Source organism: Methylosinus sp. LW3 (assembly GCF_000527115.1).
In the GTDB taxonomy this organism is placed as follows: Bacteria; Pseudomonadota; Alphaproteobacteria; order Rhizobiales; family Beijerinckiaceae; genus Methylosinus.
The window spans coordinates 14,123-39,756 of sequence record NZ_AZUO01000004.1 but is presented as its reverse complement, the minus strand read 5'-3'; the positions used below and the strand labels follow the sequence as shown (position 1 = coordinate 39,756).

Genomic DNA, 25,634 nt, shown 5'->3' with positions numbered 1-25,634 from the left:
TCCGGCTTTGGCCGGCAGGATCAGGCGGTCACAGCGGACAGCCTGACGATGGGATCATCGCTCAAAGACGCGATGGTTTCCAGCGTCATATAGCGACCGCGCTGCACGGCCCATTCATCGTTTGTCTCGAGCAGGATCGCGCCGACGAGATGAACCGCGCCGGGATCGCCGGAGGCCATTTCGTCTGAGTCACGCCGCGATGGCGGGCTCCTCGAGTTGCGCATAGTAGCGCGCTTCGGCTTCTACCGGCGGAATGTTTCCGATCGGCTCGAGCAGTCTGCGGTTGTTGAACCAGTCGATCCATTCGAGCGTGGCGAACTCGACCGCCTCGAAGCTTCGCCACGGCCCCTTTCGCCAGATCAGCTCGGCCTTGCCCCAGCCCCGCGATCATAGCCCCAACCGACCCGTGAGAAAAATTCGCGACAGAGCCGGATTATGTCCCGGTCACGCCGTTTGCACCGGAACCCCAGGGAGCCCTATGGATACGAACGGATAGATTTGTCGACACTCCAAGCGCTATGTCACTCCCCGTGCCGAAGGTACGCCTTTCGATCCTCCGTGGGCGGAGTGCTTACTCAACCATACTGCGGCAGCGTGGCAAAGACGGACACTAGATCGATGTGAACCCTGTGTCATCCGCGTTAGCGTATCGTTCCGGAGAGTAGCGCCAGCCACGGCGGCCGCTACAGTGACGAGGCCGAGGGAGCGCCTCGTCATCGTCGCCAAGGAACAGCTCGGAGCCGATAGACGGTCCCGCTCGTGCGGCAGTCGTGGGAGGTAGGTATGGGACTCGTTACATCAGGAATAGGCATCGTGACGGTCGTCCTGCTCATAGCAATCTTTGTCGTTTCCGCGGGAAGGTTCGTACTAGGAGCAATGTGCCTACCGAGCATGATGGCGCTGACCGCCATTACCTATTTCTTCGTCATGCCCGCTATCTCACTCTCGGGCAACAACGAAGCCCACTTCGGGATGGTTCTCACAACGCTTGAATGGCCGCATTTCGCAGTCCTATTGTATGCGTTGGGAGCTTACGCTGCCTGCGTAGCTGGACGCCGCGACCTAGCCGTCGATCCGGCGCGGCCTCGGTTGGTCGAGCGTCGGTCGAGTGATGCGGTTTTCTGGTTTCTCGCAGCGTCGGCAGCTGCAGGGATTGCAGTCACCGTGGCCTTGGGGCGCCTCAACCTCATGGCGGACGAGAATTATTCGGCGTCCATCACGGCGGATGTGAGCGATTTTTCCTTTCTCAATATGTCCTTCACGATGCTGTTACCGCTCACACTCGTCGTTCTTATTCGGGAGAATTTCAACGCGCGGTCACTTGTAGTCCTGGTAGTCGTATGCCTGATACTGCTGACAACGGGTTTCCGGACCCGGTTGATTTTCATGGGCTACACCGTGGCCGCGAGCTTCCTGCTCATGCGCCGTATCAAGATCAGGGTGAGTTACATTGTCGTCGGGACAATTGTCGGGATCCTCGGCGGCAACGCCATGGGCCAGGCCAGGACCTACGGCCAAGGCGTCGACCTCGCTAAGCTCGATGGCATGACCTGGACGGACATCCTGTTTTCGTTTGGCGGAGAGGTCGGGTCGCTTTATGCGTTTTCATTTACCGCCTCCAACCCGTTGCCCGAGCTCATTTTCGGCAAGCCGTGGATCGTGGGAATGGCGCGTCTCATTCCGAGCTTCATCTGGAAGGACAAGCCTGGGCCGGATTATCTAGCCCACTATTTGGGCGGATTCAGCACCGAGGGTGTCGAACAGGCCGGCGTCTCCGCGCCGCAGCATGTGGAAATGTTGCTGCAGTTCGGCTGGGTTGGACTGCCCATATTGGCATTTTTGTATTTCTGTCTCGCCATCCATCTCGTCCGTCGCCTCAACCACCTGGGACGAGAAGCCCGCATCGCCGGGTGCGCGCTCGTGCCGGTATTCTTCGGCTTCTACATGCAGACACGGGGATATTTCTTCCAGATTCTGGCGGACGGGCTGTTTACTTTCGGCCCATTGTTCCTTATGCATTTATGGGACAAGCGGTCCCTCGGTCGGCCAATCGCCCCCGCTTCAAGAACATTCACGTTCATTGGGCGCCTCTGAGTGTCGGTCCGAAGACAAGGTGAATCGGATGAATCGCTTGTGATTCAATAGAGGCGGTCTGATTCTCGCGGAGACCGCCGATGTGGACGAATGAAAACCGCGCACGATACGATCGTAGCAAATTGCGCTACCCGAGCGACATGACGGACGCGGAATGGGCGTTTGTCGAGCCGCCGATCCCGCCTGCGAAACGCGGTGGCGGGAAGCGCACAATCGAGATGCGCGCGGTCGTGAATGGCTTGATGTTTGTGCTCTCGACCGGCGGCCAGTGGCGCGCGTCCCGAAGGATTTGCCGCTCAAGAGCACGGTCTACGGCTATTTCGATCTTTGGACCTACGACGGAACGCTCGATTGATGTGCCCCGAAGTTTCATCCAGCGGCGATTTGAGTCCCGGCGGTTGATACGCCCGCAGGCGTGGGGTGAGCAACAGGCGATCAGCGGAGCTGGTCCGGATTGCGCAGCCGATCGCCTGTTGCGGTGAGCGCGGCTGCATAGTCCGCTGGCGTCGCATAGCCGAGGGAAGAGTGCGGGCCCCGGTGGTTATAATCGTGAACCCAAGAGCGAACTTTCTCTCTCGCATGGTCGAGGCCGAAGAACAGCGTCTCGTTGAGCAGCTCGTCCCGCATGCAGCCGTTGAAGCTCTCGCAGAAGCCGTTCTGCATCGGCTTCCCCGGCATGATGAAATGCCATTCGATTTTGTTCGCCTCCGACCAGGACAGGACGGCGTTCGAGGTGAACTCCGTCCCATTGTCGGAAACGATCATGCCAGGCTTGCCGCGCCTTTCGATCAGCGCCGACAGCTCGCGCGCAACCCGCTTTCCGGAGATCGACGTGTCCAGGATCGCCGCCAGGCATTCTCGCGTCACGCACGAAGTCGAGAGACCATCGGGCATTCGGCTTCGCCTCGACGATAATCGCGCCCGTGTTCCCACGGCGCGGCGGCGCGCGCGGCGCTTCCTCACCGTCAGCCCTTCCTCGCGGTAGAGCCGATAGATGCGGTTCTTACCCGAGCGCTCGCCCCGCTGACGAAGCAAGACGAACAGCCGCCGGTAGCCGAAGCGCCGACGCGCATTGGCGAGATCGCGCAGCTCGGCGCGAAGCTCGGCGTCGGCCGGGCGCGTCGACGTGTAGCGCGCCGTCTTGCGATCGATCGCGTCGATCCGGCAGGCCCGACGTTCCGACAGGCCCATGACGGCCTGAAGGTGCGCGACGGCTTCGCGCTTGACGGCGGGCCCTACCATTTTTTTGCCAGGAGCTCGCGAAGCGCCGCCGCATCGAGCATCTGATCGGCCAAGAGCTTCTTCAGACGCGCGTTTTCCTCCTCCAGCGCCTTCAGCCGCTTGGCCTCGGAAACGTCCATCCCGCCGAATTTGGCTCTTCCAATTGTAGAGCGTCGTCTCCGAAACCGCGTATTTGCGCGCGAGGTCCGCCGCCTTCGCGCCGGCTTCCTGCTCCCGCAAAATCCCGATGATCTGCTCTTCCGTGAACCGTTTCTTCTTCATCGTGTCCGTCCTGCAATCGGCCGGACTCTAATCGATGCTGGTGGAGTTTTTCAGGGGCAGGTCAGTTGCAGACCAGGGGCGAATTGCTTCCAGCCCAGCAGTTCTATGCGCTCGCGGAGTGAGCCGCGTCACTCTCACACGCCCGCGTCCAAAAAACAAAATTTGCGACAAAGCGCCTCGGCCTCACGCCGCCCCGCATCCATTTGACGTGACATCGCCGAAAGCTGGCGTTGTCGCCACGGCTTCGCCGAGCGACCGCGCCAGCTCGTTTACGAAAAAGTCTCGTGATTAATGGCTGATCATCCAGGGCCTCGCAGAAGGGAAAGACTTGGCCCCCTCCCCAGAGGTTTTCGACGCCCCGCCGCAACAGGCGCAGCCGGCTCCGTGCGACGATGACCGCCGCGGCGCATAGCGGCTCCGCTCATTCGCCTCGAACGCGCCTCGGCTCGCCGAGCTCATCAGCGACGTGCGCGGCGCCGTCAGCACGACACGCGGTGCCGAGGCGCCGCAATCGGGACAGTCGCAAGGCTCGAGATAATCCGCCATCGGGCGCATTGTCGTGAACGGTCCACAGGCGTCGCAGAGATATTCATAGATCGGCATGACCGCCTCATTTGTCGGGAACGATCGGCATCTGGACCGAGCCGTCGAGATATTTGATCGGACCCGCCGCCGACGGCGAGATATCGAAGTCGAAGATTTGGGTCGGCAGCCACAGGGTCGCGCAGGCGTTCGGCACGTCGACGACGCCCGAGACATGCCCCTGTACCGGAGCCGTGCCCAGGATCGAATAGGCTTGCGCGCCCGAATAGCCGAACTTCTTCAAATATTCGATCGCGTTCAGACAGGCCTGGCGATAGGCGACCGTCACATCCAGATAGTGTTGGCCGCCGTGCTCGTCGACAGAAATGCCTTCGAAGATCAGATAATCATTGTAGGTCGGGGTAATCGGGCTCGGCTTGAAGATCGGATTTTTGATTCCGTATTTCGACATTCCGTCCTTGATGACGTCGACCTTCAAATGCAGCCAGCCGGCCATCTCGATAGCGCCACAGAAAGTGATCTCGCCGTCACCCTGGCTGAAGTGCAGATCGCCCATCGACAATCCACCGCCCGGCACATAGACGGGAAAGTAAATTTTCGAGCCGCGCGAGAGATCCTTGATGTCGCAATTGCCGCCGTGCTCGCGCGGCGGCACGGTACGCGCGGCCGTCGCCGCGGCCCTCGCCTTGGCCTCGCCTTCGAGGCGGCCGAGATGCGCCGTCGGCGCGAAAGGCGGATTGGCGAGCCCGGGAATGCGCGTCGGATTGGTCGCAATCAGCGCTTCCTCGCGCGTGTTCCATGTCTCCAGCAGCTTAGGGTCGGGCAAGCAGCCGATCAGGCCGGGATGGATGAGGCCGGCGTAGCGCACGCCCGGCACGTGACGGGATTTGGTGAACAGTCCCTCGAAATCCCAGATCGATTTCTGTGCGAGCGGAAACTGCTCTGTCAGAAAGCCGCCGCCGTTCTGCTTGGAGAAGAAGCCGTTGAAGCCCCATTGGCTCTCCGGCTTCGCGCCGATGTCGAGCAGATCGACGACGAGGAGATCGCCGGGCTCCGCGCCTTTGACGCCGATCGGTCCCGACAGGAAATGCACGATCGATAGATCGATGTCACGCACGTCCGAGGCGTCGTCGTTGTTCTTGATGAAGCCGCCGGTCCAGTCATAGGTCTCGATGATGAAGTCGTCGCCCGGCTTCACCCAGGCGACGATCGGTATGTCCGGGTGCCAGCGATTGTGCACCATATCGTTTTCGAATGCGGATTGGGTCAGATCGACCTTGATCAATGTTTCGGCCATTGTTCTCTCCCTTCGTGGTTAGCCGGTCAGACCGACAGAAAGTTTGCGACCTTCGTCTCGTCGATCGTCGCCCGGCTCTCGGAATGGACGATCTCGCCGTTCTCGAGCACCAGCACGCGATCGGCGATGTCGAGCGCGAAGGACAGGACCTGCTCGGAGACGACGATCGACAATCCGCGCGTATCGCGGATCTTCTTCAGCATTCGCGCCATCTCGCGAATGATCGAAGGCTGTATGCCTTCCGTCGGCTCGTCGAGCAGCAGCACTTTGGGTCGCGAGGCGAGCGCGCGCGCGATAGCGAGCTGCTGCTGCTGGCCGCCGGAAAGATTGCCGGCCTTGCGCCGTCTCATATCCAGCAGCACGGGAAACAGCTCATATATGTCTTTGGGAACCTCGCGCTCGCCCGTGACCGTCAATCCGGTCTCGATGTTCTCTTCGACCGTCATCGCCGGAAAAATCATCCGGCCCTGCGGCACATAGGCGAGGCCGGCGGCGACGCGCTGGTGACTCTTCAGCGCAGTGATGTCGCGATCGGAGATTCGCACGGCGCCGGCGGTCGTGCGCGCAATGCCCATCAGCGCCTTCATGAGCGTCGTCTTGCCCATGCCGTTGCGTCCCATGAACGCGACGATCTCATTCGGCGCGACCTCCGCCTCGAGGCCGTGAATGACCTCGCTCTCGCCATAGGCGACCCGCAATCCTTCGATGGCCAGCATGGCGCTCCTCAATGTCCGAGATAGACTTCGACGACCTTCGGGTCTGTCTTCACATGCTCCATCGAGCCTTCCGACAGCACCTTTCCCTGGTGCAGAACGGTGACGCGATGTGCGATGTCCTCGACGAACTTCATGTCGTGCTCGATGACGAGCACTGATCGGCCGACGATGATCTTGTTCAAGAGCTCCGCCGTGTTGCGCCGTTCGGAGACGCTCATTCCTGCGACCGGCTCGTCGAGCATCAAGAGCTCGGGGTCCTGAATCAGCAGCATGCCGATCTCCAGCCACTGCTTCTGCCCATGGCTGAGATATTCGGCGCGCTCGGCCAATTGATCGGCGAGATAGATCGTCTCGGCGATCTCCTCTATGCGCTCGCGAACCGCCCGATCGCGACGAAACAGCAGCGCGCCGAGCACGGAACGGCCGCGCGGGTAGGAAATCTCCAGATTTTCGAACACGGTGAGATCGTCATAGATGGACGGGTTCTGGAATTTGCGTCCGACCCCCGCCTCGACGATGCCGTTCTCGCTCATGCGAGTGAGCTCCTTGTCGCGAAAGCGAATCGACCCGGAGGTGGCGCGCGTCTTGCCGCAGATGAGATCGAGCACCGTCGTCTTGCCAGCGCCGTTCGGGCCGATGATGACGCGAATCTCGTTCGGCTCGACATAGAGCGACACGTCGTCCACGGCCTTGAAGCCATCGAAGGAGACCGACAATGCTTCGACCGAGAGAAGGAAATCCTGATGTGTCGACAATGGCGTCACTCCGCGAGTTCATGATCGAGAGAGCGCGTCATCGGCGTGCGCCAGAGAGCCCGCAGCTTCGCGACGAAGCTTCTCGCGAGGCGCGGCGCGGAGCTGCGATAGACTCCCGCAAGGCCCTCCGGGAACGACAGCACCACGACGACGAACAGCGCTCCCAGTCCGAACAGCCAAAGTTCGGGAAAGCTTTCGGATAGTCGCGTCTTGGCAAAATTGACCAGCAGCGCCCCGCATACGGAGCCGAGGATCGATGAGCGTCCGCCGACCGCCGTGTAGATCACCATTTCGATCGACGGAACAATTCCGACGAAGGACGGCGACATGAACCCGACCTGCAATGTGAACATGGCGCCGCCGAGCGCCGCGAGCGCCGCCGCGAAGCAGAAGGCGAATATTTTGAAGCTCGAGACGGAGTAGCCGGAAAAACGCACGCGGTCCTCCTTGTCGCGCATGGCGACGAGAATGCGGCCGAGCTTCGATCGCGTGACGAGCTGCGTTGCGACGATGGCGGCGAGCAGCAGCCCGCATTCGATATAATAGAGCGTGAGCTTGGTGCCATCCGAGCGAATGTCCCAGCCTTTGAGCGTGCGCAGATCGGTGATGCCATTGATGCCGCCGGTGTAGCCCTGCTGGCCGACGATCAATATTGTGAGGATCAGCGCCACCGCCTGAGTGATGATCGCGAAGTAGACGCCGCCGACACGTCGCTTGAACATCGCCGCGCCGATGATGAAGGCGAACAGCGTCGGAACCAGCACCACCGCCGCGAGCGTGACGCCGAGATTCTCGAACGGCTTCCAGAACCACGGCAGCGCGGTGAGCTGATTCCAGTCCATGAAGTCGGGAATGCCGGGCGTCGATTGGATTTTCGTGTTCTCGACGCTCGACGCTTCGAGCTTCAGGAACATGGCCATGCAATAGCCGCCGAGACCGAAGAAAATTCCCTGGCCGAGGCTCAGAATTCCGGCATAGCCCCAGCATACGACGAGGCCGATCGTCACGAAGGCGTAGGTGAGATATTTTCCGACGAGATTGAGCCGGAAGATGTCGAGAGCAGCCGGCAGCACGACGAGGATGAGCGTCGCGAAAGCGAGGAGGCCCAAGAGCTCGGACCGGCGGAAAAGCGCATTGTCTCCACGGAGTTTCATCGCCGCACCTTGGTTGCGAACAGGCCCTGCGGACGCAGCATCAGAATGACGACGACGCCGATCAGCGTCGCGACCTGCGCCATGGAGCCGGAGGTGAAGAATTCGAGCGTCGATCGCGACTGCGAGATCGCGAAGGCGGATGCGATGGTGCCGATGAGGCTCTGCGCTCCGCCGAAGACAACGACGAGGAAGGAGTCGACGATGTAGAGCTGGCCGGCGGTCGGCCCTGTCGATCCGACCATGGTGAAGGCCGACCCTGCTATTCCCGCGATTCCGCAACCGAGCGCGAAGGTCGCGCGGTCCACTTTCTGCGTGTCGATTCCGACAGCGCCCGCCATCACTCTGTTCTGGACGACCGCGCGCACTTGGCGACCGAGGCGAGACTTGTAGATCAGCAGAGCGACTCCGGCGGTGATGACCGCTGTCAGCGCCATCACGAACATGCCGTTGATCGGCACCTCTATGGTGGAGGTGATCTGCCAGGACCCGAGCATCCAAGGCGGCAGCTCCACGCCGACCTCGCGCGCGCCGAAGATGGAGCGATAGAGCTGCTGGAGAATGAGGCTGAGGCCCCAGGTCGCGAGCATCGTATCGAGAGGGCGCTTATAGAGACGGCTGATCAGCGCCCATTCGACCATGGCGCCGAGCAGCGCCGCAGCGAGAAAGGCGACGATCATCGCAACGAAGAAATAGCCTGGAAACAGCGCCGGAAGATACGTCTCGAAGAGCTTGGAGGTGAGATAGGTCATATAGGCGCCGAGGATCATGAACTCGCCATGCGCCATGTTGATCACGCCCATCTGACCGAAGATGATCGCGAGGCCGAGCGCCATGAGCAGAAACACCGAGAACAGGATAAGTCCGGCGAATCCTTGCATGACGAAGATCGAGCCGAGATCACTGAGCGAATAGTCGCCGAGCATCCGAGCCTCCATATGTCGTGAGGAAAAGGGGCGGCCGAAGTAAATCGGCGGACCAGTCGCCCGGTCCGCCGATCCTTCATTGATAGCCTTTCGGGAACGGATCCGGCTGAACGAGCTCGGCGGTTTCGTAGATCACCTCATATTGTCCATCGGCGCGCGCGCGCCCGACGCGCGTCTTCGACCAGAGATGATGGTTCTCGTGAATGCGCACATAGCCTTCCGGCGCGCCTTTGAATTCGACACCGGGCGAAGCGGCGGCGACCTTGTCGATATCGAACGAGCCGGCCTTCTCCACGGTGAGCTTCCACAGCCAGGGACCGAGATAGGCGGCCTGGGTAACGTCGCCGATCACGGTTTTGTCGCCCCATTTCTTCTGAAAGGCGGAGACGAAGCCCTTGTTATTGGCGTTGTCCAAGGACTGAAAATATTTCATGCAGGCGTAGGCGCCGGCGATATTCTCACCGCCGATGCCGTCGATCTCGTCCTCGGTCACGGAGATCGTGAGCAAGGTCTGCTTCGACAGATCGATGCCAGCCGCCTTGAGCTGCTTGTAGAAGGCGACATTGGAGCCGCCGACGATGATGGCGTAGATCACATCGGGCTTGGTCAGCTTGATCTTGTTGATCACCGAATTGAACTGTGTGTGCCCGAGCGGGAAATATTCCTCGCCGACAACCTTGGTTTTCAGCACGTTCTCGATATGCTTGCGGGCGATCTTGTTGGAGGTGCGTGGCCAGATGTAATCGGATCCGAGCAGGTAGAAGCTCTTGGCGCCCTTCTGCTTGGTCACCCAGTTCAAGCCGGCGATGATCTGCTGCGTCGCCTCCTGACCCGTGTAGATGACGTTCTTCGACTGCTCGAGCCCCTCATAGAAGGTCGGGTAATAGAGCATGCCGTTGTACTGCTCGAACACCGGCAGGACCGCCTTTCGCGAGGCGGAGGTCCAGCAGCCGAACACGGCGGCGCATTTGTCGTTGACCAAAAGCTTCTTGGCCTTTTCGGCGAAGGTCGGCCAGTCGCTGGCGCCGTCCTCCTGCACGAATTTGATTTTGCGGCCGAGCACGCCGCCTATCGAGTTGATCTGCTCGATGGCCAGCTTTTCCGCCTCGACGGAGCCGGTCTCGCTGATCGCCATGGTTCCCGTGACGGAATGCAATATTCCGACAGTGACCTCGCTATCCGTCACCGCCAGCCCAGTCGTGTTGGCGGCGGAGGCCGCCAGAGCCGACCGTCCGATGAAGCCGAGCGCAGGTGTCGCCGCGAACGCCGAAAGCATTTGACGGCGGGATAGATTGCGCGCGTCGCCGGATTTGGTGGTCATAAAGTCTCCCCTCACACTGTCGGGACGAGCCCGTCCTCCGGCAAAGACTGGCCTTCCGCCGGGCTGCGAGGCCATACGTCGATTCGCGTATTCGCCTACGCATATCGCGCCGCTATCTTCGCGATCGGGTCGAATGGCGAAGGGCGTCGGCTCAGCGTCGGTGCCGCGGAAACGGGCGTCGCGAACGAAATACGGGCGGTGGATTCGCCGTGGCGAGGCGTAGTTTCGTCGGCGCCCGGCGAAGCGCGGGGCGCAGGGGCGATCGGAGATGACGGCACAGCAGCGGATCGTTCGGGTCCGACGCGAATACAATAAATGGGTCGCCGATCAGACCCTCGAGGACTACGCTCTGCGCTTCACCGCGGAACGCGCGCGCCGATGGTCGCCGTTTCGCGTCGCCAACACCGCCATTGCGTCAGTGTCCTTCCTGGCTCTCGAGGCCATCGGCGCCGCGATCACTTTGACCTGCGGATTCACCAATGCCGCGGCGGCGATCATCGTCGTCAGCGTGATCATCTTCGTCACCTGCGTGCCGATCGCCTATTATGCCGCGCGCTATGGCGCGGACATCGATCTTTTGACCCGCGGCGCAGGCTTCGGCTATCTCGGATCGACGATCACCTCGATCATCTATGCGAGCTTCACCTTCATCTTCTTCGCCATCGAGGCCGCGATCATGGCCAAGGCGCTGGAGGCGGGACTCGGCGTGCCGGATGCTCTCGGCTATCTCGTCTGTGCATTCGCCGTGCTGCCGATCGTCACGCATGGGTTCACATCGATCAGCCGATTCCAGATGTGGACGCAGCCCCTTTGGATCGCGCTCCATGTCGCGCCTTTCGCAGCGATCGCGCTGCAGGATCATGCGACGCTATCCGCTTGGACGAAATTCACCGGCCGCATCGGGCCGCTCGACGGGAAGCTCGATCTCACTTTGTTCGGAGCCGCGTCCGGCGTCGTCTTCGCGCTCGCCGCTCAAATCGGAGAGCAGGTGGATTTTCTGCGTTTCCTCCCCGGAGCCGCGACGGTCGGAAGGGCGAGGTGGTGGGCGTCGCTCATCGCCGCCGGTCCCGGCTGGATCGTCGTCGGCGCGGCCAAAATGCTGGCCGGGTCGTTTCTGGCCTATCTCGCCTTCAAGCACGGCGTCCCGCCCGAGAACGCCGGCGATCCGACGCAAATGTATGTCGTCGCCTTCGGCTATGTGGTGCGCGACGAGACGATCGGCCTCGGACTCGCCACCACTTTCGTCATTGTCTCGCAGCTGAAGATCAATGTGACCAACGCTTATGCGGGATCGATCGCCTGGTCGAACTTCTTCTCGCGGCTGACGCACAGCCATCCCGGCCGCGTCGTGTGGCTGGTGTTCAACATCGTCATCGCGGTCGTCTTGATCGAGCTCGGCGTCTATCGTGCGATCGAAGGCATTCTCGGCTTCTATTCACATGTGGCGGTCGCATGGATCGGCACGCTGTTCGCGGATCTCGCCATCAACAAGCCTCTCGGCCTCAGCCCGAAGGGCATCGAGTTCAAGCGCGCCTATCTCTATGAGATCAATCCGGTCGGCTGCGGCGCGACGCTTTTCGCCAGCGTTTTGTCGATCGCCGCGCACGCCGGGGCGCTGGGCGAAACGTTGAGCGCCATGTCCTGCTATCTCGCTCTCGCTGCGGCGCTCGTCGCCACGCCTCTCATCGCCTATGCGACGAAAGGCCGATTCTACATCGCCCGGCGTGAGCGGACGCCGGCCTCGGCGGAAGCGCAAAAATGCTGCATCTGCGAGCATGAGTTCGAGCCGCAGGACATGGCGAGCTGTCCCGCCTATGCCGGCCCGATCTGCTCGCTATGCTGCACGCTCGACGCGCGCTGCGGCGACGCCTGCAAGCCGGAGACGCGGCTCGCGGACCAGCTGCGACGCTCGCTCGCGCGTGTGCTGTCGGAGCGTGCGGCGGAGATGCTCGGCTCGAATGTCGGGCGTTATCTCGTCATCTTCGCCCTCATCATTTGTCTGCTGGGCGGCGCGCTCTGGCTCGTCTATTGGCAGGCGGTTCTGGATGCGCGCATCGCACCCGCGCTCATCGGACCGCCTCTGCTCAAGGCCTTCGTGATCTTGAGCTTGATCTCGGGAATCATCTCCTGGTTTTTCGTGCTGGCGCAGGAGAGCCGGTTGGTGGCGCAAGAGGAGACGCAGCGCCAGACAACGCTGTTGATGCAGGAGATCGAGGCGCATAAGAACACCGACCGCGCATTGCAGAAGGCGAAGGAGGCGGCGGAGGCCGCCAATATCGCCAAAAGCCGCTATGTCGTCGGCTTGAGCCACGAGTTCCGGACGCCTCTCAATTCCATTCTCGGCTATGTTCAGCTGCTCGAGCGACGGACGCCGTCGGTTCCCTCCGACCCAAACGCTCTGCGCACGATTCGTCGTTCGGCGGAGCATCTGGCCAGTCTCGTGGACGGACTGCTCGACATCGCCAAGATCGAGGCCGGCCGCATGGAGGTGCATCGCGACCATGTGCGTCTGCCGGCGGTGCTGCGGCAGGTCGTCGACATGTTTCGGCTGCAGGCGGAGGCCAAGGGCGTGGCGTTTCGCTACGAGGTTCGAGGCTCGTTGCCGAAATGGGTGCGGATCGACGAGAAGAGGCTTCGGCAGATTCTGCTCAATCTCCTGTCGAACGCTGTGAAGTTCACCGAGGTCGGCGAAGTTCGATTCACGATCGTCTATGACCGCGACATGGCGACATTCGAGGTCGAGGATACAGGTCCCGGCATAGCTTCGGATCAGCACGAGCGAATATTTCGTCCGTTCGAGAGACTCGAATCCGTCGGACGAAAATGGGCGCCGGGAACAGGGCTCGGCCTCACCATCACCAAGCTCATGACCGAGGTGCTCGGAGGCGCGATCTCTTTGCGCAGCAGCGTCGGCCACGGCAGCCTGTTCTCGGTCAAATTCTATCTCCCGCAATCGGCGCCGCCGATCATTTCGGCGCGGCCGGATTATTCGCAGATCAGCGGCTATGACGGCGCACGCGTCACTGTGGTCGTCGCGGATGACGAGGCGAGCCATCGGGAGCTGGTCGCGCGCCTGCTCGCGCCGCTCGGCTTCGTCGTTTTTACTGCGCGGGACGGGACGACCTGTCTCGATCTGGTCGAGCGAGTCGCTCCCCAGCTCGTATTGCTCGACATCAACATGCCCGGGCCATCGGGTTGGGAGGTCGCTCAGACGGTGAGGCGTCGCAAAGGGCGAGACGTGGCGATCGTCATGCTTTCGGCGGACGCCGAAAAGGAGCTCGATGTCGACATCGATCGATGCACATACGAAGGCTATCTCGTGAAGCCTTTCAAGCTCGGCGATCTGCTCGACCTCATCGCCGCGACCTGCGATCTCGTCTGGCGATTCGGCGCGTCGCGGCCTGACGCGGAAGCCCGCGACGCCGGGGCGCGACGGCGGCTGCCGGTCGATGATATCGTCGCGCTCGCGGAGATCGGCCATGCGCGCGGAGTGACTGCGTTGCTGAAGAAGTATCGAGCCGAGTTTCCAGAGGAAGACTCGCTCGTCGAGACGCTGAGCCGGCTGTCGATCGAGATGAAATTCGACGAGCTCGTGACCGTCGCGCGGAGGTCGCAAGTGCGCTCGGATCAGCGAGATCAGATGGAAGCGAGAGATGAAGTCTAGCGTGATCCTCATCATCGACGATGACCCCGGCGCGCTCGCCTTCCTTGCGACGGCTATAGAGGATCGCGGCGCGACGGCGCTCGTCGCGCGAAGTGGGGAGTCGGCTCTCGCCATTTTGGAGCGCTTGACGCCCGACATTATCCTGCTCGATGCTGTAATGCCGGGGCTGGATGGATTCGAAGTCTGCCGCCGTCTCAAGCGGGACGACCGTCTCGCCGGCGTGCCCGTCATCTTTATGACCGGGCTCAGCGACACCGATCACGTCGTTCAAGGTTTCACCGTCGGCGGCGTCGACTATGTGACCAAGCCGATCGTCGTCGAGCAATTGCTGGTGCGGCTGAGTGCGCATATGGCGACGTCCCGCATGGCCCTGCGCGCTCGATCTGCGCTGGACGCCTCCGGCCGTCATCTTTTGGCGACGGACCGACGCGGCTCGGTGATTTGGAGCACGCCGAAAGCCCGCTCGCTGCTCGATCTCGACATGGAAGACGACGACGTCACGGTCTCGCGCCGAGCCGCGCAATTGCGCGCGCTCATGCCCGATGGGCGCGCGAATGCGCAGAAGGAGGCGATCATCACCACCAGGGCCGGCGTCAGAATCCGCATTCTCTATCTCGGCCTCGTCAGCGGGGACGAGCTGCTGTTCTGCCTGACGGAAGCCGATGAGAGCGGCGCGGAAGGCGCGCTGTCGCGCGCTCTGTCGGTCACGCCGCGCGAATCCGAAGTGCTGCTCTGGCTGTCGCGGGGAAAATCGAATGCGGATATCGCCGCAATTTTGGGACTGAGCCCGAGAACCGTGGACAAGCACCTCGAGCAAATCTACAAAAAGATGGGCGTCGAGAACAGAACAGCTGCCGTTCGCATGGCGATTCAGATTATCGAACGCCTTTGAGAAGCGTCATCATGCGGCGCAGCGCCGAGCTGGTCGCAATTTTGGACCGCGTCCTACCGATCGGCAGGAGACGAGGGCGGACGCGTCCTCATCGGGCTTTTTGCTCCGCGAGCGCGAGGCAGTAGGCTCGCCAGCCGCCGTGGCCTGTGACGTCGGCGGCGTCGCTCAGAGCGGCGGGCTCGACGAGAAATCCCTTCGGCGCAGACCCGTCTGCGAGGCGGATTGTTCCGATGCAGAGCGGCGGCGGAACGGCCGCGACGAAGCGGCCGAAAGCGGCGACGTCCAGCGTCCAGACCTCGATTTCCACGCCGCCCGAGCCGGTTTCGTCCCGGATGAGACCTGGCTTCGGCGGCGTTTGGCCTGCAAGCGCATAAAGCCGGTAGCCGGGTTCCGTGCGTGTCGCGCGCGCGAATCTCGCACCGAGCGCCGTCAAATCGCCATTGAGCGGCATGCCGGAGAGATGCGCGCCGACGACGACGATCTCGATCCGCTCTCCATCGTCGGGCGGAGTCGCAATGCGCGGCCGCCTTCGCCAGCTGGTCGCGCCGAGCCCTTCGTCTGCGTGCAAGTCGCGCGCGAGCGCCGCGACGAGGGCATCGCGATTGGCCTGCGCCAATAAGGTGACGCTCGCCGGGCGGCCATCAGCGAGCGCGCCGACGGGAACGGCGACGCCGCAGAGATCGAGCAAATTGACGAAATTCGTGTAGGTTCCGAGCCGCGTGTTGGCGTCGAGCGGCTCCGCCGCGATTTCCGCGAGCGTGTAATGGGTCGGCGCCGTGGGGACGCAGAGAAGATCGACCGACGCCAGCAGCGGCTCGATGCGCGCCTGCAGCGCCCGCAGCGCATAGGCGCTCTCGAAAGCGTCGACTGCCGACAATCCGCTCGCGCCGCAGATGATGGCGCGAGTGACGGGATGCAGCGCCGCCGCATTGGTCTCGATGAACGCGCGAATCGCGGCGTAGCGCTCGGCGACGAAAGCGCCGCTGTAGAGCAGATCGGCGACGGCGTGGAAATCTTCGAAAGGCAGCGGCATGATTTGGCAGCCGAGCTGCTCGAGCCGCCCGAGCGCAGCGTCATAGGCCGCTCGCATTCGCGCGTCGCCGAAGAAGCGCGGCTCCGCCGGGACGCCGACGCGCAGCCGCGGAGGCCGCGCGCCGAGCGGAGCTTTCGGGACTCTCTTGGAAAACGGATCGCTGGCGTCATGCGTCGCCGTGATCTCGAAGACGCGATAGGCGTCCTCGACAGTGAGAGCGAAGATGGAGACGCAATCGAGCGACCGGCAGGCCGGCGTGACGCCCGAGGTCGAGAGCGCCCCTAGGGTCGGCTTCAAGCCGACGATATTGTTCAGCCCCGCCGGTATGCGCCCCGAGCCCGCCGTATCCGTCCCGAGCGCGAAGGCGACGATGCCTCGAGCGACGACGACGGCCGAGCCCGAAGACGAGCCGCCTGGCGCGAGCGTCGGATCGATCGCGTTGCGCGGAACGGGGTAGGGCGTTCGGACGCCGACGAGACCTGTCGCGAACTGATCCATGTTCGTCTTGCCGATGCAGAGCGCTCCCGCGCGCTTCAGCAGAGCGACGACGGTCGCGTCTACCTGTGGGACATGAGAATAGGCCGGGCAAGCGGCGGTTGTCGGCATTCCGGCGACGTCGATATTGTCCTTGACGGCGAAAGGAACGCCCCAGAGCGGGATGGCGGGGTCGAAGGCGCCGAGCGCGGCCGCCTCGCGCAGCAGCGCCTCCTTAGGCGCGAGATGGATGAAAATACCTGGATCCGCCGCCGCCTCGAGCCGGTCATAGACGGTCTCGACGACCGCGAGCGGCGAGAGGCCTCGCGCATAAGCGTCGAGAAGGCTTTCGATGTCGAATTGCAGCATCATCGCTCCGAATCGAGAATCTCGACAGGCTTCGTCCAATGGATCAGCACGACGCAGCCGTCCTTCGACCAGACCGAATGCGCGGTGCCGGGGACGTTCAGCGCCACGGAGCCGGCGCGCAGCTCGCCGGTCTCGTCGCTCTGCGCGCCGTCGAGAACGACGATGGTCTCGAGGCCCATATGCCTATGTCTGGGGACGCACGCGCCCGGCGCGTAGCGGAGCACGGCGAGCGAAGGGTCGTTCGGTGTCTCGCCGCGTTCGAGCCAGCAAATGTCGACGCCATCGCGAAAAGGCGAGAAGGTGAGCGCGCGCCAGCCGCCGGCGAGGAGATCGGCGTAGCATCGATCAGCCATCGCGCAGCCCCGCGAGAATTTGCTCGGTCTTCGCTGTCCATCCGATGATCGCGCCTTGGGCGCGGATCATCTCCAGCGTAGCGGTCTCGAAATGCGGAAAATAGCTCGCGGTCGCATCTTCGGCGAGGAGGCATTCATAGCCGCGGTCATTGGCTTCGCGCATCGTGGTCTGCACGCAGACTTCCGTGGTGACGCCGGCGAAGACGAGCTGCCGAGCGCCGAGCTGCGTCAGCTCTTCTTGTAGTGAGGTCGCGTAAAAGGCGCCCTTGCCTGGCTTTTCGATCACGATCTCGCTGGGGAGAGGGGCGAGCTCGGGCAATATGGCGGCGCCGGGCTCGCCGGCGATCAGCACACGGCCCATCGGACCCGGATCGCCGATGCGCAGGCGCGGAGCGCCGCGGTCGCGCTTGGCGGGAGGGCAGTCCGACAGGTCGGGACGATGACACTCCATCGTATGGATGACGGGAAGGCTGCGCGCGCGAAAGCTCAGCAGCAAACGCAGCACGGTCGGCACGATGGCGCGAAGCCGGGAGACGTCGTTGCCGAGGCTCTCGCCGAAGCCGCCGGGCTCGATGAAGTCACATTGCATATCGATGATGACCAGCGCGAGCGCGCTCGGCTCGAACTCGAAGGCGAACGGCTCCGCCATGATTTTCGCCATCAGCACCTCCCCGCCATATGCCGGCCGATCTCATGCGCATCGGCGGTCGCGATCGGAGTCTCGTAGACGATCGCGCCCTCCGACATGACGAGAATTCGATCCGAAAGCTCCAGAAGCTCGCCGAGGTCCTCGGAAACCAGCAATACGGCGGCGCCGGCGTTGCGGGCTTGCATGATACGAGCGCGAATTTCCGCCACCGCCGCGAAATCGAGGCCGAAGCAAGGATTGGCGACGATGAGGAGATCGACGTCTCCGGTCAGCTCGCGTGCGAGGACGGAGCGTTGGACATTGCCGCCGGAAAGCGTCGCGATCGGCGCATCAAGGGAGGCGGTCTTGACCTCGAAGCGATCAACGAGCCGTTCCGCGTCGCGACGGATCGCCCGACCGTCGAGCCAGCGCCGTGACCTTCCGTCGCGATCGAGATCGAAAGTTCGGAAAGCCAGATTTTCGGCGACGCTCATCAGCGGCGCGCAGGCGTTGCGCAGCGGCTCCTCGGGAATGAAGCGCACATTGAGCTCCTTCATTTCGGCGCGCGTCGCGCCATAGCGCGAGCCTTTGACCCTGATCTTGCCGGATTTCGGCGCGCGCTGGCCTGCAAGGACGTCGAGCAGCTCCCTCTGCCCATTGCCGGCGACTCCGGCGACTCCGACGATTTCGCCGGCGTGAAGGACGAGATCGTCGATTTCGATCGATTTCAGCCCGGCGCTGTTCGGCGCCCGGAGCGTTCTTATTTCCAGCACGGGCTCCGCCGATTCGGCGACGGCGGCGCGGGCGTCGAGCGTCGCGATCTTCTGCTCGCCGATCATCATCGCCGCGAGCGCGGAACGGTCGAGCGCGCTTATCGCGCCGCCGCCGGCGCGCCTGCCTTTGCGCAGCACGGTGACGTCGTCGGCGAAGGCGAAGACTTCGCGGAACTTGTGCGAGATCATCAGCGCGGTGAGCGCGCCGCTGCGCGTCAGCGCGCGCACATGGCCCAGAACTTCTTCCGCCTCGTCAGGCGTCAGCGCGGAAGTCGGCTCGTCGAGGACGAGAAAGCGCCGTCCGAGATAGAGCTGCTTCGCGATTTCGAGCTTTTGCCGCTCTCCCGCGGAAAGCGCGCCCACCGGCCGGTCGAGCGGGACGCGGAAGGGCATGGTTTCCATGAATTGCGTGAGCGCGGCGCGCTCCTTTCGCCAATCGATCACGAAGGGCGCATCGGCGCGCGCGATCACGAGATTCTCGGCCCCCGTCAGCGACGGCGCCAAGGTGAAATGCTGATAGACCATGCCGAGCCCGAGTGTCGCCGCGTCGCGCGGGCCGAGGATCTGCGCCTCGCGGCCGTCGACGAGCATCTGCCCGTCGCTCGGCCTCTGATAGCCCAGCATGCATTTGACGAGCGTCGACTTGCCCGCGCCATTCTCGCCGAGCAGAGCGTGGAAGGAGCCCGCGGCGACGCGCATGGACACGTCATCGAGGGCGAGGAAGCCGCCGAAGCGCATCGTCATGCCGAGCGCTTCGACCTCGATCGCGCGTCCTGTCGCGGAGCCACTCATTCGAGCCTCACGGAAGCGCGGCGAGCAGCGCGGCGGAGGTCGCCACCGCGCCGAAGACGCCGCCTTGCATCTTGATCATCTCGACCGCGGCGCGATGATTGCCAAGGTCGGTGGCGCCGCAACAGTCTTCGAGGAGCAGACATTCGAAGCCACGGTCATTGGCTTCACGCATCGTCGTGTGGACGCAGACATCGGTGGTGATGCCGGTCAGCACGATGTTTTCTATGCCGCGCTGCTTCAAGATCAATTCCAGATCGGTCGCGCAGAAGGAGCCCTTGCCCGGCTTGTCGATGATCGGCTCGCCGTCGAGCGGCGCCAGATCCTCGATGATTTCCCAGCCCGGCTCGCCACGCACGAGAACGCGCCCGCACGGGCCGGGATCGCCGATGCCGGCGCCGATCCGGCGCGAGCGCCACCGCTTGTTGGCCGGCAGATCGGCGAGGTCGCGTCGATGCCCTTCGCGCGTATGGATGACGTGATAGCCCTTGGCGCGCATGGCGCCGAGCACGGATTTTATGGGCTCGATCGGCGCGCGCACGAGCGAGAGATCATAGCCCATCGCATCGACGTAGCCGCCCTTGCCGCAGAAATCGATCTGCATGTCGATGACGACGAGCGTCGTATTATCGGGACGCAGAGCGCCATTATAGGGCCAGGGATAAGGGTCGGCGGCGATATATCGTTCCGCGGCGGCGCGCTCGTTCATGGCGTCGTCTCCTGTTCATCTCGTGATCGACAATTCGCACGGCGCTCCGGCGAGCGCTCGTCCGGGAGAAGAGGTCGCGATCATGATCGCGAGCGTCAGCGCGTAAGGCGCGGCGTAGAACAGATAGTAGCCATGGGTCACGCCGACCGATTGCAGCGCCGGGCCGAGCGCGCCGGCCCCGCCGAACAGCAGGGCCGCCGCGAAGCAGCCGAGTGGATTCCAACGCGAGAAGACGACGAGCGCCACGGCCATCAAGCCTTGGCCGGACGAGATGCTCTCATTCCAGCTGCCGGGGTAATAGAGCGAGAGATAGCCGCCGCCGATCGCCGCGAGGCCGCCGCCCGCCGCCGTCGCGAGCAGGCGCACGCGATCGGGGTCGATTCCCATGGCGCGCGCCGCGTCCGAGCTGTCGCCGACGGTTCTGAGAATGAGGCCGGCGCGTGTGTTGCGAAAGGCCCATTGCAGGAAAACGGCGAGCGCCGCGCCGATGACGAACAGCGCGTTCACGTCGAGCGCGGCGCGCAGCTGCGGAATGTCGGACCAAAAGCCCAAGGAAATGGCTGGCAAGCGCGGCGCGGAAGGTTGGATGAACGCCTTGCCGAAGAAGAAGGCGAGCCCAGTTCCCAGCAGCATGAGCGCAATGCCGATCGCTATGTCGTTCACGCGCGGAAACTTGCAGATCCAGCCGTGCAGCAGGCCGGCGGCGATTCCCGAGACGCCGGCGGCCGCGACGCCGAGCCAGGGCGAATTCGATAGCACGGCTGTCGCGTAGGCCGACATTGCGCCGAAGATCAGAATGCCTTCGAGCCCTATGTTGGCGCGCCCGGCGCGCTCGGTGATCGTCTCGCCGAGCGAGACGAAGATGAAGGGCGTCGAGACGCGGATCGCGCCGCCGACGATGGCGAGCGGCACGCTCCAATATCCAATGTCGGTCGTCTGCATCGCGTCAGCCTTTCCGCGCCCAGCGCTCGGGCGTAAAAATATGGAATCGCCCATAGAGCGTCTCGGCGAATAGAACGACGATGAAGACCATGCCTTGCAGGACGAGGATCGTGGCGTCCGGCAGCTCCATGCGGCGCTGTATGAGTCCGCCGGCGGCGCCGACTCCGCCGAGCAGCATGGCCACGGGAATGATCGCGAGCGGATTTTGCCGCGCGAGAAAGGCGACGAGGATGCCCGTGTAGCCGTAGCCCGAGGCGAGCGACGCATTGGCGGCGCCATGGACTGCCGCGACTTCGATCATGCCGCAGAGGCCAGCAGCGGCGCCCGCGAGCGCGCAGAAGGCGACGATCAGCGCGCCGACCGGCAATCCCTGTATGCGTGCGGCGCGCAGATTGCCGCCGGAGATTCGCGCGGCGAAGCCCCAGGAGGTCTTCTCGATCAGGACGGAAGCGAGAAGGCAGAAAGCAATGCCGACGACCAACCCCCAATGCACGTCGGTCCCCGGAATGGAGCCGATGCGGTCCGCGTCCGGCAGCGGCGCGGTGGACGGCTTGTTGAGGGAAGCGGGATCTCGCAAAGGGCCTTCGACGAGATGATTCATGAGCGCGATGGCGATATAGGCCATCAGCAGGCCGGAGATCGTCTCATTGACGGCGCGGTAATGACGCAGGGCGCCGATCGCGCCGATCCAAGCGCCGCCGACCGCCATGCCGGCGAGCGCCATGGCCGTGACGACGAGCGGCGCCGGCGCCGATGAGAGAGCCGAGCCCGTCGCCGCGGCGGCGACGCCGCCGAGCGCGATAGCGCCTTCGCCGCCGATGATGAGAAGCCCGAGCCGGGCGGGAAGAGCGACGCAAAGTCCGGCGAGCAGCAGAGGCGCGGCGCGCGACAACATGTTCTGGATCGAGAACCAGCTGCCGAAGCCGCCGCGCCATAGCAGCTCGAAAAATTGCGCCGGCGATTTGTCCAGCGTCAAAAGAAGCAGGCTGAACAGCCCGCAGCCTGCGAGCAAGGAGGCGGCGACGATGACGAGCGGCTCGGCTCGGCGAGCGATCCAGGCGCGCTCCGTCGCAAAGTCGCGGCGCTCGCCTCGTCTCGCCGGGTCGTCGGTGATCGTCTCGGTCATGTCGTCCGCTCCATGCGCGCCCGAGGCCATGTCAGGAGATCGCCCCGATGACGCCTTCGACGAGATAATTCATGCTCTCGAGCTCGACGGCGGTCTCGAGATATTTCTTGCCCGCGGGCACGACCAGCGCGCCCTTGTTGTCCTTCAGCGGGCCGGCGACGATCGCGTAGCCGCCCTTGGTCATTTCGGCCTTTTTCGCCTCGAATTGCCGCCTCGCCGCATCCGGCGCCATGGCGCCGAGGGGGCTCGTCTTGACGAAGCCCTCCGCGAGGCCGCCGCGCGTGAAATTCGGCAAAGGCTGGCCGGCCAAAAATTTCTCGACATATGTTTTATAGACTGTCGCCCAGTTCCATTCGGCGCCGGTCAAATAGCGCTCTGGCGCGAGCGGACGTTGGTCCGCGTGATAGCCGCAGACATAGGCGCCGCGCGCAGCCGCCGTCTGAACGACGACCTTGGGGCTGTCGACATGGCAGGTGACGACATCGACGCCCTGATCGAGCAAAGCGTTGGCCGCTTCCGCTTCTTTGACCGCGAGCGACCACTCTCCTGTGAAGATCACCCTGCAGGTGATGTCGGGATCGACGGAGCGCGCGCCGAGCAAAAAGGAATTGATGTTGAGAAGCACCTGCGGAATCGGCTTGGCGGCGACAAAGCCGAGCTTCTTGGTCTTCGTCATATGGCCGGCGACGACGCCATTCAGATATTGGCAGGAGCCGATATAGCCGAAATAGGAGCCAGCATTTTTCGGATTCTTGTCGGTCCACAGTCCCCCGCAGTGGCGGAACTCCGTCTGGGGATATTTGCTCGCCGCCTGCAGCACGAAGGGATTGAAATAGCCGAAGGACGTCGGAAACAGCAGCGACGCGCCCTCGAGATTGATCATCGACTCCATCGTCTTGACGACGTCGATCGTCTCCGGGACCTTCTCTTCCTCTATGACGGTGACGCCACGCAGCTTCTTCACCGCCGCGGCGCCCTCGGCATGCGCCTGATTATATCCATAGTCGTCCTTCGGGCCGACATAGATGAAGCCGATCGTCACGGTCGCCGCGGCCGCGGGCCGCGCGCCCAGCGCCGAAGCCGCCAGCCCCGCCGCTGCGCCCTGGAGGAGATGCCGCCTGTCGAAAATCATGCGTCGCGTCATGGAGAGCTCCTTTCCGCCCCGCGGCGGCTCTGCAATGTGTATGCAATTGATAGTCCATACGCAGAAATCTAATTGTTTCAATGACTGTAATAAGTTATAACTTACTAACTGCCCTATCATTCGGCATTTGCATGCAGTTTATGCCGAAGATTTGGTCATCAGCGCACGGAAGCGGCGATGGAGGATCGGCTCATTGTCATCGGAAGAGGACCAGGCGAGACCGAGCGAAAGCCGACGGAAGCTCGTGCGCGCGGGCACGACCGTCGACCAGATGGTGCGGGCCATTTCGGATCGCATCGTCACCGGCGGCATGCATCCGGGCGAAAAGCTGGACGAAGCTTCGCTGGCCGACCGTTACAAGGTGTCGCGCACGCCGGTGCGCGAGGCGTTGAACCGACTCTCGGCCATGGGTCTCGTCGAACGTCGTCCCAATCGCGGCGCCATCGTCGCCGTCGTCTCGCGCGCGCATCTCGCATCCATGTTCGAGAGCATGGCCGAACTCGAAGCGATCTGCGCTCGCTTTTGCGCCGAACGCATGACCGAACAAGAGCGCCGCACGCTGGAGATCGAGCATAGAGCCGCCGCCGAGCTTGTCGCGCGAGAGGCGGAAGCCGACTATGAGCTCTTCAATTCGGACTTCCACACGCGTCTCTATCGCGGCGCGCATTCGCCGCATATGTGCGAGCTCGCTTCGCAGACGCGTCGCCGGTTGGCGCCGTTCCGTCGCGCGCAATTTCGGCTCGACGGGCGGTTGCAAAAATCCTGGCGCGAGCACGACCGCATCGTCCAGTCGATACTCGCGCGCGACGCGGCGGCCGCCGGATCGGCCGCCCGAGATCATTTGACCGTCGTCGGCGCGGCGAGCGTGATTTTCGTCAACGACGATGTGATCGCCACGAACTCTTGAGCTGGCCCGATTAAAAGACAACGCGACACGGGAATACGACCGCCGCTTCCGCCACCACACGTAGACCCCGGTAACCGAAAGCGATGTGACCGAAAGGCCACTGGTGAAGACGAAGAGCCTGTAGGGAAGACCGAAGGGCTCTGTCGCGAATTTTTCTCGCGGGTCCGTTTGGGCTATGATCGCCGGGCTGGGGCAGGCTGAATAGTCCGATGATCGATTTCAAGGGCAGCCATTTTGAACGCGACGTGATCCTATGGGGCGTCCGGTGGAATGTGGCGTATCCGATGAGCTATCGTCAGCTCGAGGAAATGATGGATGAGCGAGGCGCCGAAGTCGCCCATTCCACGCTCAACCGCTGGGTCGTCAAGTATGCGCCTTTGCTGAAGAAACAGTTCCGTGCTCGCAAGCGCGCGATCGGATCCAGCTGGCGTCTCGATGAGACCTACGTGAAAGTCAAAGGCTGCTGGAAATATCTCTATCGGGCGGTCGACAAGGCGGGCGCGACGGTGGGTTTCCTGCTGACAGCCAAGAGGGACCGCAAAGCTGCGTTGCGCTTCTTACGCAAGGCGATCGGCCGGCATGGCGGGTTTGTCGTAAATTTTTTGTCGCGGGTCATTTTGGGCTATGACCTCCGGCATCAAGCACTTCAGGCCGTCGACCACGGCGATCAGTATGTCGCCGACGCAGCGGTTTTTCAGCTCGTTCATCACCCCAAGCCAAAATTTGGCGCCCTCCGCGGTTTCGATCCAAAGCCCCAAAATGTCCTTCGTTCCGTCTGCCGTGACGCCGAACGCGAGATAGACCGCCTTGTTCCGAACCAAGCCCTCATCGCGGATTTCACGCGCAGCACGTCGAAGAAGACCAAGGGATACATCGCCTCGAGCGGCCGGTTCCGCCATTCGGCGACGGTCTCCAGCACGGCGTCGATGACCGTCGACCAAGCCACCCTTGGAAAAAACCTCCTTCGGATCGCGTCCCGACAACTATTGGTCCAATGTGTCCTTCTTAATCGCAATAGCTCGCCTCCTGCGGTTCTACTATGGCCTCACACACAAGATTCCTGACAGTCCCGGACTTTTTGCTGCACGCGAAGCAAGATGTCGCCGCCGCCAAAGCGTGTTTCCGTGGCGCGTTCGCGCGCCACGGACCGCCGCCGCGCAAAATCAGGCTCGACGGATATCAGGCGTCACATCGGGCGGCGCGTGAGGTTCTCGCACAGCATCGTCGCGGCGCGCCGACTCGAATTCGATCTTCGAAATACCTGAATAACCGAATTGAACAGGATCACCGATCCACCAAGCTTCGTTTGGGGCCGATGCTCGGGCTCGAGCGATTCCGACATGCGGCGATCACCATCGTCGGCGTCGAGCTCATGCATCGCATCAGAAAGGGGCGATCCGCGCTGAGCAGATCTAGAACCGCCGGGACGACTGCGCCGAAATCTGGAGTGCGGTGCTCGCTGCCTGATCCTAACGAACTGCCTGACCCCATCGCGTAGCTATCGGCAAAAATTGCACGGAAACCG

General features: G+C 62.9%; 20 protein-coding genes and 6 pseudogenes. 7 read left to right on the top strand and 19 right to left on the bottom strand.

Annotation, left to right across the window (positions count from 1 at the left end; translation table 11 throughout):
- Positions 1-20: 20 nt before the first annotated feature.
- Together METLW3_RS28570 and METLW3_RS27885 are read right to left on the bottom strand one after the other, a co-directional pair.
- Positions 21-155 (bottom strand): annotated as a pseudogene (locus METLW3_RS28570) (IS256 family transposase); the annotation flags it as partial.
- A 34-nt stretch (positions 156-189) separates the two neighbouring features.
- Positions 190-372, bottom strand: a pseudogene (locus tag METLW3_RS27885) (IS3 family transposase); the annotation flags it as partial.
- Between the two features lie 519 nt (positions 373-891).
- Here METLW3_RS27885 and METLW3_RS0123070 point away from each other — a divergent pair.
- A complete protein-coding gene (locus METLW3_RS0123070; protein ID WP_024882102.1) occupies positions 892-2,094 on the top strand; it encodes a hypothetical protein in 1,203 nt (400 codons plus the stop codon).
- 80 nt (positions 2,095-2,174) lie between these two features.
- Positions 2,175-2,446: pseudogene (locus METLW3_RS26390) on the top strand (transposase); the annotation flags it as partial.
- Between the two features lie 17 nt (positions 2,447-2,463).
- Here METLW3_RS26390 and METLW3_RS26385 read toward each other — a convergent pair.
- The 8 genes and pseudogenes from METLW3_RS26385 to urtA form a co-directional block, all read right to left on the bottom strand.
- Positions 2,464-3,597: pseudogene (locus METLW3_RS26385) on the bottom strand (IS3 family transposase).
- A 288-nt stretch (positions 3,598-3,885) separates the two neighbouring features.
- The gene (locus tag METLW3_RS0123050; RefSeq protein WP_024882101.1) at positions 3,886-4,200 is read right to left on the bottom strand and encodes a zinc ribbon domain-containing protein; all 315 of its coding nucleotides are present in this window, start codon (positions 4,198-4,200) and stop codon (positions 3,886-3,888) included.
- Positions 4,201-4,207: 7 nt separating this feature from the next.
- A complete protein-coding gene (gene fmdA, locus METLW3_RS0123045; protein ID WP_024882100.1) occupies positions 4,208-5,437 on the bottom strand; it encodes a formamidase in 1,230 nt (409 codons plus the stop codon).
- 26 nt (positions 5,438-5,463) lie between these two features.
- The gene (gene urtE, locus METLW3_RS0123040; protein WP_024882099.1) at positions 5,464-6,153 is read right to left on the bottom strand and encodes an urea ABC transporter ATP-binding subunit UrtE; all 690 of its coding nucleotides are present in this window, start codon (positions 6,151-6,153) and stop codon (positions 5,464-5,466) included.
- Between the two features lie 8 nt (positions 6,154-6,161).
- Positions 6,162-6,908 (bottom strand): urea ABC transporter ATP-binding protein UrtD, encoded by a 747-nt coding sequence (gene urtD / locus METLW3_RS0123035; protein ID WP_198022879.1) that lies wholly within the window; start codon positions 6,906-6,908, stop codon positions 6,162-6,164.
- Between the two features lie 5 nt (positions 6,909-6,913).
- Entirely contained in the window at positions 6,914-8,062 is a 1,149-nt protein-coding gene (gene urtC, locus METLW3_RS0123030; RefSeq protein WP_024882097.1) for an urea ABC transporter permease subunit UrtC, read from the bottom strand.
- A complete protein-coding gene (gene urtB / locus METLW3_RS0123025) occupies positions 8,059-8,985 on the bottom strand; it encodes an urea ABC transporter permease subunit UrtB (protein WP_024882096.1) in 927 nt (308 codons plus the stop codon). Before urtB ends, urtC begins: the two co-directional genes overlap by 4 nt.
- A 76-nt stretch (positions 8,986-9,061) precedes the next feature.
- Positions 9,062-10,306: an urea ABC transporter substrate-binding protein gene (gene urtA / locus METLW3_RS0123020; RefSeq protein WP_024882095.1), complete on the bottom strand. Its 1,245-nt coding sequence runs from the start codon at positions 10,304-10,306 to the stop codon at positions 9,062-9,064.
- A gap of 268 nt (positions 10,307-10,574) precedes the next feature.
- On the opposite strand from urtA, the gene METLW3_RS0123015 reads away from it, so the two are divergent.
- Together METLW3_RS0123015 and METLW3_RS0123010 are read left to right on the top strand one after the other, a co-directional pair.
- A complete protein-coding gene (locus tag METLW3_RS0123015) occupies positions 10,575-13,970 on the top strand; it encodes an ATP-binding protein (protein ID WP_024882094.1) in 3,396 nt (1,131 codons plus the stop codon).
- Positions 13,960-14,862: a DNA-binding response regulator gene (locus METLW3_RS0123010; RefSeq protein WP_036290041.1), complete on the top strand. Its 903-nt coding sequence runs from the start codon at positions 13,960-13,962 to the stop codon at positions 14,860-14,862. Before METLW3_RS0123015 ends, METLW3_RS0123010 begins: the two co-directional genes overlap by 11 nt.
- A gap of 88 nt (positions 14,863-14,950) precedes the next feature.
- Here the strand turns inward: METLW3_RS0123010 and atzF are convergent, their stop codons facing one another.
- The 8 genes from atzF to METLW3_RS0122970 are packed head-to-tail and all read right to left on the bottom strand — an operon-like array spanning position 14,951 to position 23,202.
- On the bottom strand, positions 14,951-16,741 hold the full coding sequence (gene atzF / locus METLW3_RS0123005; RefSeq protein ID WP_024882092.1) for an allophanate hydrolase: 1,791 nt from the start codon (positions 16,739-16,741) through the stop codon (positions 14,951-14,953).
- Positions 16,738-17,091, bottom strand: coding sequence for a cupin domain-containing protein (locus METLW3_RS0123000; protein WP_024882091.1), 354 nt, complete (start codon positions 17,089-17,091; stop codon positions 16,738-16,740). Before METLW3_RS0123000 ends, atzF begins: the two co-directional genes overlap by 4 nt.
- On the bottom strand, positions 17,084-17,752 hold the full coding sequence (locus METLW3_RS0122995; RefSeq protein ID WP_024882090.1) for an isochorismatase family cysteine hydrolase: 669 nt from the start codon (positions 17,750-17,752) through the stop codon (positions 17,084-17,086). The genes METLW3_RS0123000 and METLW3_RS0122995 overlap by 8 nt, the downstream gene beginning before the upstream one ends.
- The gene (locus METLW3_RS0122990) at positions 17,752-19,284 is read right to left on the bottom strand and encodes an ABC transporter ATP-binding protein (protein WP_024882089.1); all 1,533 of its coding nucleotides are present in this window, start codon (positions 19,282-19,284) and stop codon (positions 17,752-17,754) included. The genes METLW3_RS0122995 and METLW3_RS0122990 overlap by 1 nt, the downstream gene beginning before the upstream one ends.
- 7 nt (positions 19,285-19,291) lie before the next feature.
- Positions 19,292-19,990 carry an isochorismatase family cysteine hydrolase gene (locus tag METLW3_RS0122985; RefSeq protein WP_024882088.1) on the bottom strand — a complete coding sequence of 233 codons (699 nt, stop codon included), beginning with the start codon at positions 19,988-19,990 and terminating at the stop codon, positions 19,292-19,294.
- Positions 19,991-20,005: 15 nt separating this feature from the next.
- Complete coding sequence (locus METLW3_RS0122980; protein ID WP_024882087.1) at positions 20,006-20,932, bottom strand: ABC transporter permease; 927 nt, start codon at positions 20,930-20,932, stop codon at positions 20,006-20,008.
- A 4-nt stretch (positions 20,933-20,936) separates the two neighbouring features.
- The gene (locus METLW3_RS0122975) at positions 20,937-22,058 is read right to left on the bottom strand and encodes an ABC transporter permease (RefSeq protein WP_024882086.1); all 1,122 of its coding nucleotides are present in this window, start codon (positions 22,056-22,058) and stop codon (positions 20,937-20,939) included.
- 31 nt (positions 22,059-22,089) lie between these two features.
- Entirely contained in the window at positions 22,090-23,202 is a 1,113-nt protein-coding gene (locus tag METLW3_RS0122970; protein WP_024882085.1) for a BMP family ABC transporter substrate-binding protein, read from the bottom strand.
- 271 nt (positions 23,203-23,473) lie between these two features.
- On the opposite strand from METLW3_RS0122970, the gene METLW3_RS0122960 reads away from it, so the two are divergent.
- Together METLW3_RS0122960 and METLW3_RS27880 are read left to right on the top strand one after the other, a co-directional pair.
- The gene (locus METLW3_RS0122960) at positions 23,474-24,109 is read left to right on the top strand and encodes a GntR family transcriptional regulator (RefSeq protein WP_024882084.1); all 636 of its coding nucleotides are present in this window, start codon (positions 23,474-23,476) and stop codon (positions 24,107-24,109) included.
- Between the two features lie 209 nt (positions 24,110-24,318).
- A pseudogene (locus METLW3_RS27880) lies at positions 24,319-24,681 on the top strand (IS6 family transposase); the annotation flags it as partial.
- Between the two features lie 72 nt (positions 24,682-24,753).
- Here the strand turns inward: METLW3_RS27880 and METLW3_RS27875 are convergent.
- A pseudogene (locus tag METLW3_RS27875) lies at positions 24,754-25,046 on the bottom strand (transposase); the annotation flags it as partial.
- A gap of 102 nt (positions 25,047-25,148) precedes the next feature.
- Between METLW3_RS27875 and METLW3_RS27870 the strand changes: the two are divergent.
- On the top strand, positions 25,149-25,607 hold the full coding sequence (locus METLW3_RS27870; protein ID WP_083967391.1) for a DDE-type integrase/transposase/recombinase: 459 nt from the start codon (positions 25,149-25,151) through the stop codon (positions 25,605-25,607).
- The last annotated feature ends 27 nt before the right edge of the window (positions 25,608-25,634 follow it).

Excerpts from the sequence above, each read along its gene's own strand:
- METLW3_RS0123070 (WP_024882102.1), top strand. The coding sequence starts at position 892 with ATGATGGCGCTGACCGCCATTACCTATTTCTTCGTCATGCCCGCTATC.
- METLW3_RS0123050 (WP_024882101.1), bottom strand. The coding sequence starts at position 4,200 with ATGCCGATCTATGAATATCTCTGCGACGCCTGTGGACCGTTCACGACA.
- fmdA (WP_024882100.1), bottom strand. The coding sequence starts at position 5,437 with ATGGCCGAAACATTGATCAAGGTCGATCTGACCCAATCCGCATTCGAA.
- urtE (WP_024882099.1), bottom strand. The coding sequence starts at position 6,153 with ATGCTGGCCATCGAAGGATTGCGGGTCGCCTATGGCGAGAGCGAGGTC.
- urtC (WP_024882097.1), bottom strand. The coding sequence starts at position 8,062 with ATGAAACTCCGTGGAGACAATGCGCTTTTCCGCCGGTCCGAGCTCTTG.
- urtB (WP_024882096.1), bottom strand. The coding sequence starts at position 8,985 with ATGCTCGGCGACTATTCGCTCAGTGATCTCGGCTCGATCTTCGTCATG.
- urtA (WP_024882095.1), bottom strand. The coding sequence starts at position 10,306 with ATGACCACCAAATCCGGCGACGCGCGCAATCTATCCCGCCGTCAAATG.
- METLW3_RS0123015 (WP_024882094.1), top strand. The coding sequence starts at position 10,575 with ATGACGGCACAGCAGCGGATCGTTCGGGTCCGACGCGAATACAATAAA.
- METLW3_RS0123010 (WP_036290041.1), top strand. The coding sequence starts at position 13,960 with ATGAAGTCTAGCGTGATCCTCATCATCGACGATGACCCCGGCGCGCTC.
- atzF (WP_024882092.1), bottom strand. The coding sequence starts at position 16,741 with ATGATGCTGCAATTCGACATCGAAAGCCTTCTCGACGCTTATGCGCGA.
- METLW3_RS0123000 (WP_024882091.1), bottom strand. The coding sequence starts at position 17,091 with ATGGCTGATCGATGCTACGCCGATCTCCTCGCCGGCGGCTGGCGCGCG.
- METLW3_RS0122995 (WP_024882090.1), bottom strand. The coding sequence starts at position 17,752 with ATGGCGAAAATCATGGCGGAGCCGTTCGCCTTCGAGTTCGAGCCGAGC.
- METLW3_RS0122990 (WP_024882089.1), bottom strand. The coding sequence starts at position 19,284 with ATGAGTGGCTCCGCGACAGGACGCGCGATCGAGGTCGAAGCGCTCGGC.
- METLW3_RS0122985 (WP_024882088.1), bottom strand. The coding sequence starts at position 19,990 with ATGAACGAGCGCGCCGCCGCGGAACGATATATCGCCGCCGACCCTTAT.
- METLW3_RS0122980 (WP_024882087.1), bottom strand. The coding sequence starts at position 20,932 with ATGCAGACGACCGACATTGGATATTGGAGCGTGCCGCTCGCCATCGTC.
- METLW3_RS0122975 (WP_024882086.1), bottom strand. The coding sequence starts at position 22,058 with ATGACCGAGACGATCACCGACGACCCGGCGAGACGAGGCGAGCGCCGC.
- METLW3_RS0122970 (WP_024882085.1), bottom strand. The coding sequence starts at position 23,202 with ATGACGCGACGCATGATTTTCGACAGGCGGCATCTCCTCCAGGGCGCA.
- METLW3_RS0122960 (WP_024882084.1), top strand. The coding sequence starts at position 23,474 with ATGGTGCGGGCCATTTCGGATCGCATCGTCACCGGCGGCATGCATCCG.
- METLW3_RS27870 (WP_083967391.1), top strand. The coding sequence starts at position 25,149 with ATGGCCTCACACACAAGATTCCTGACAGTCCCGGACTTTTTGCTGCAC.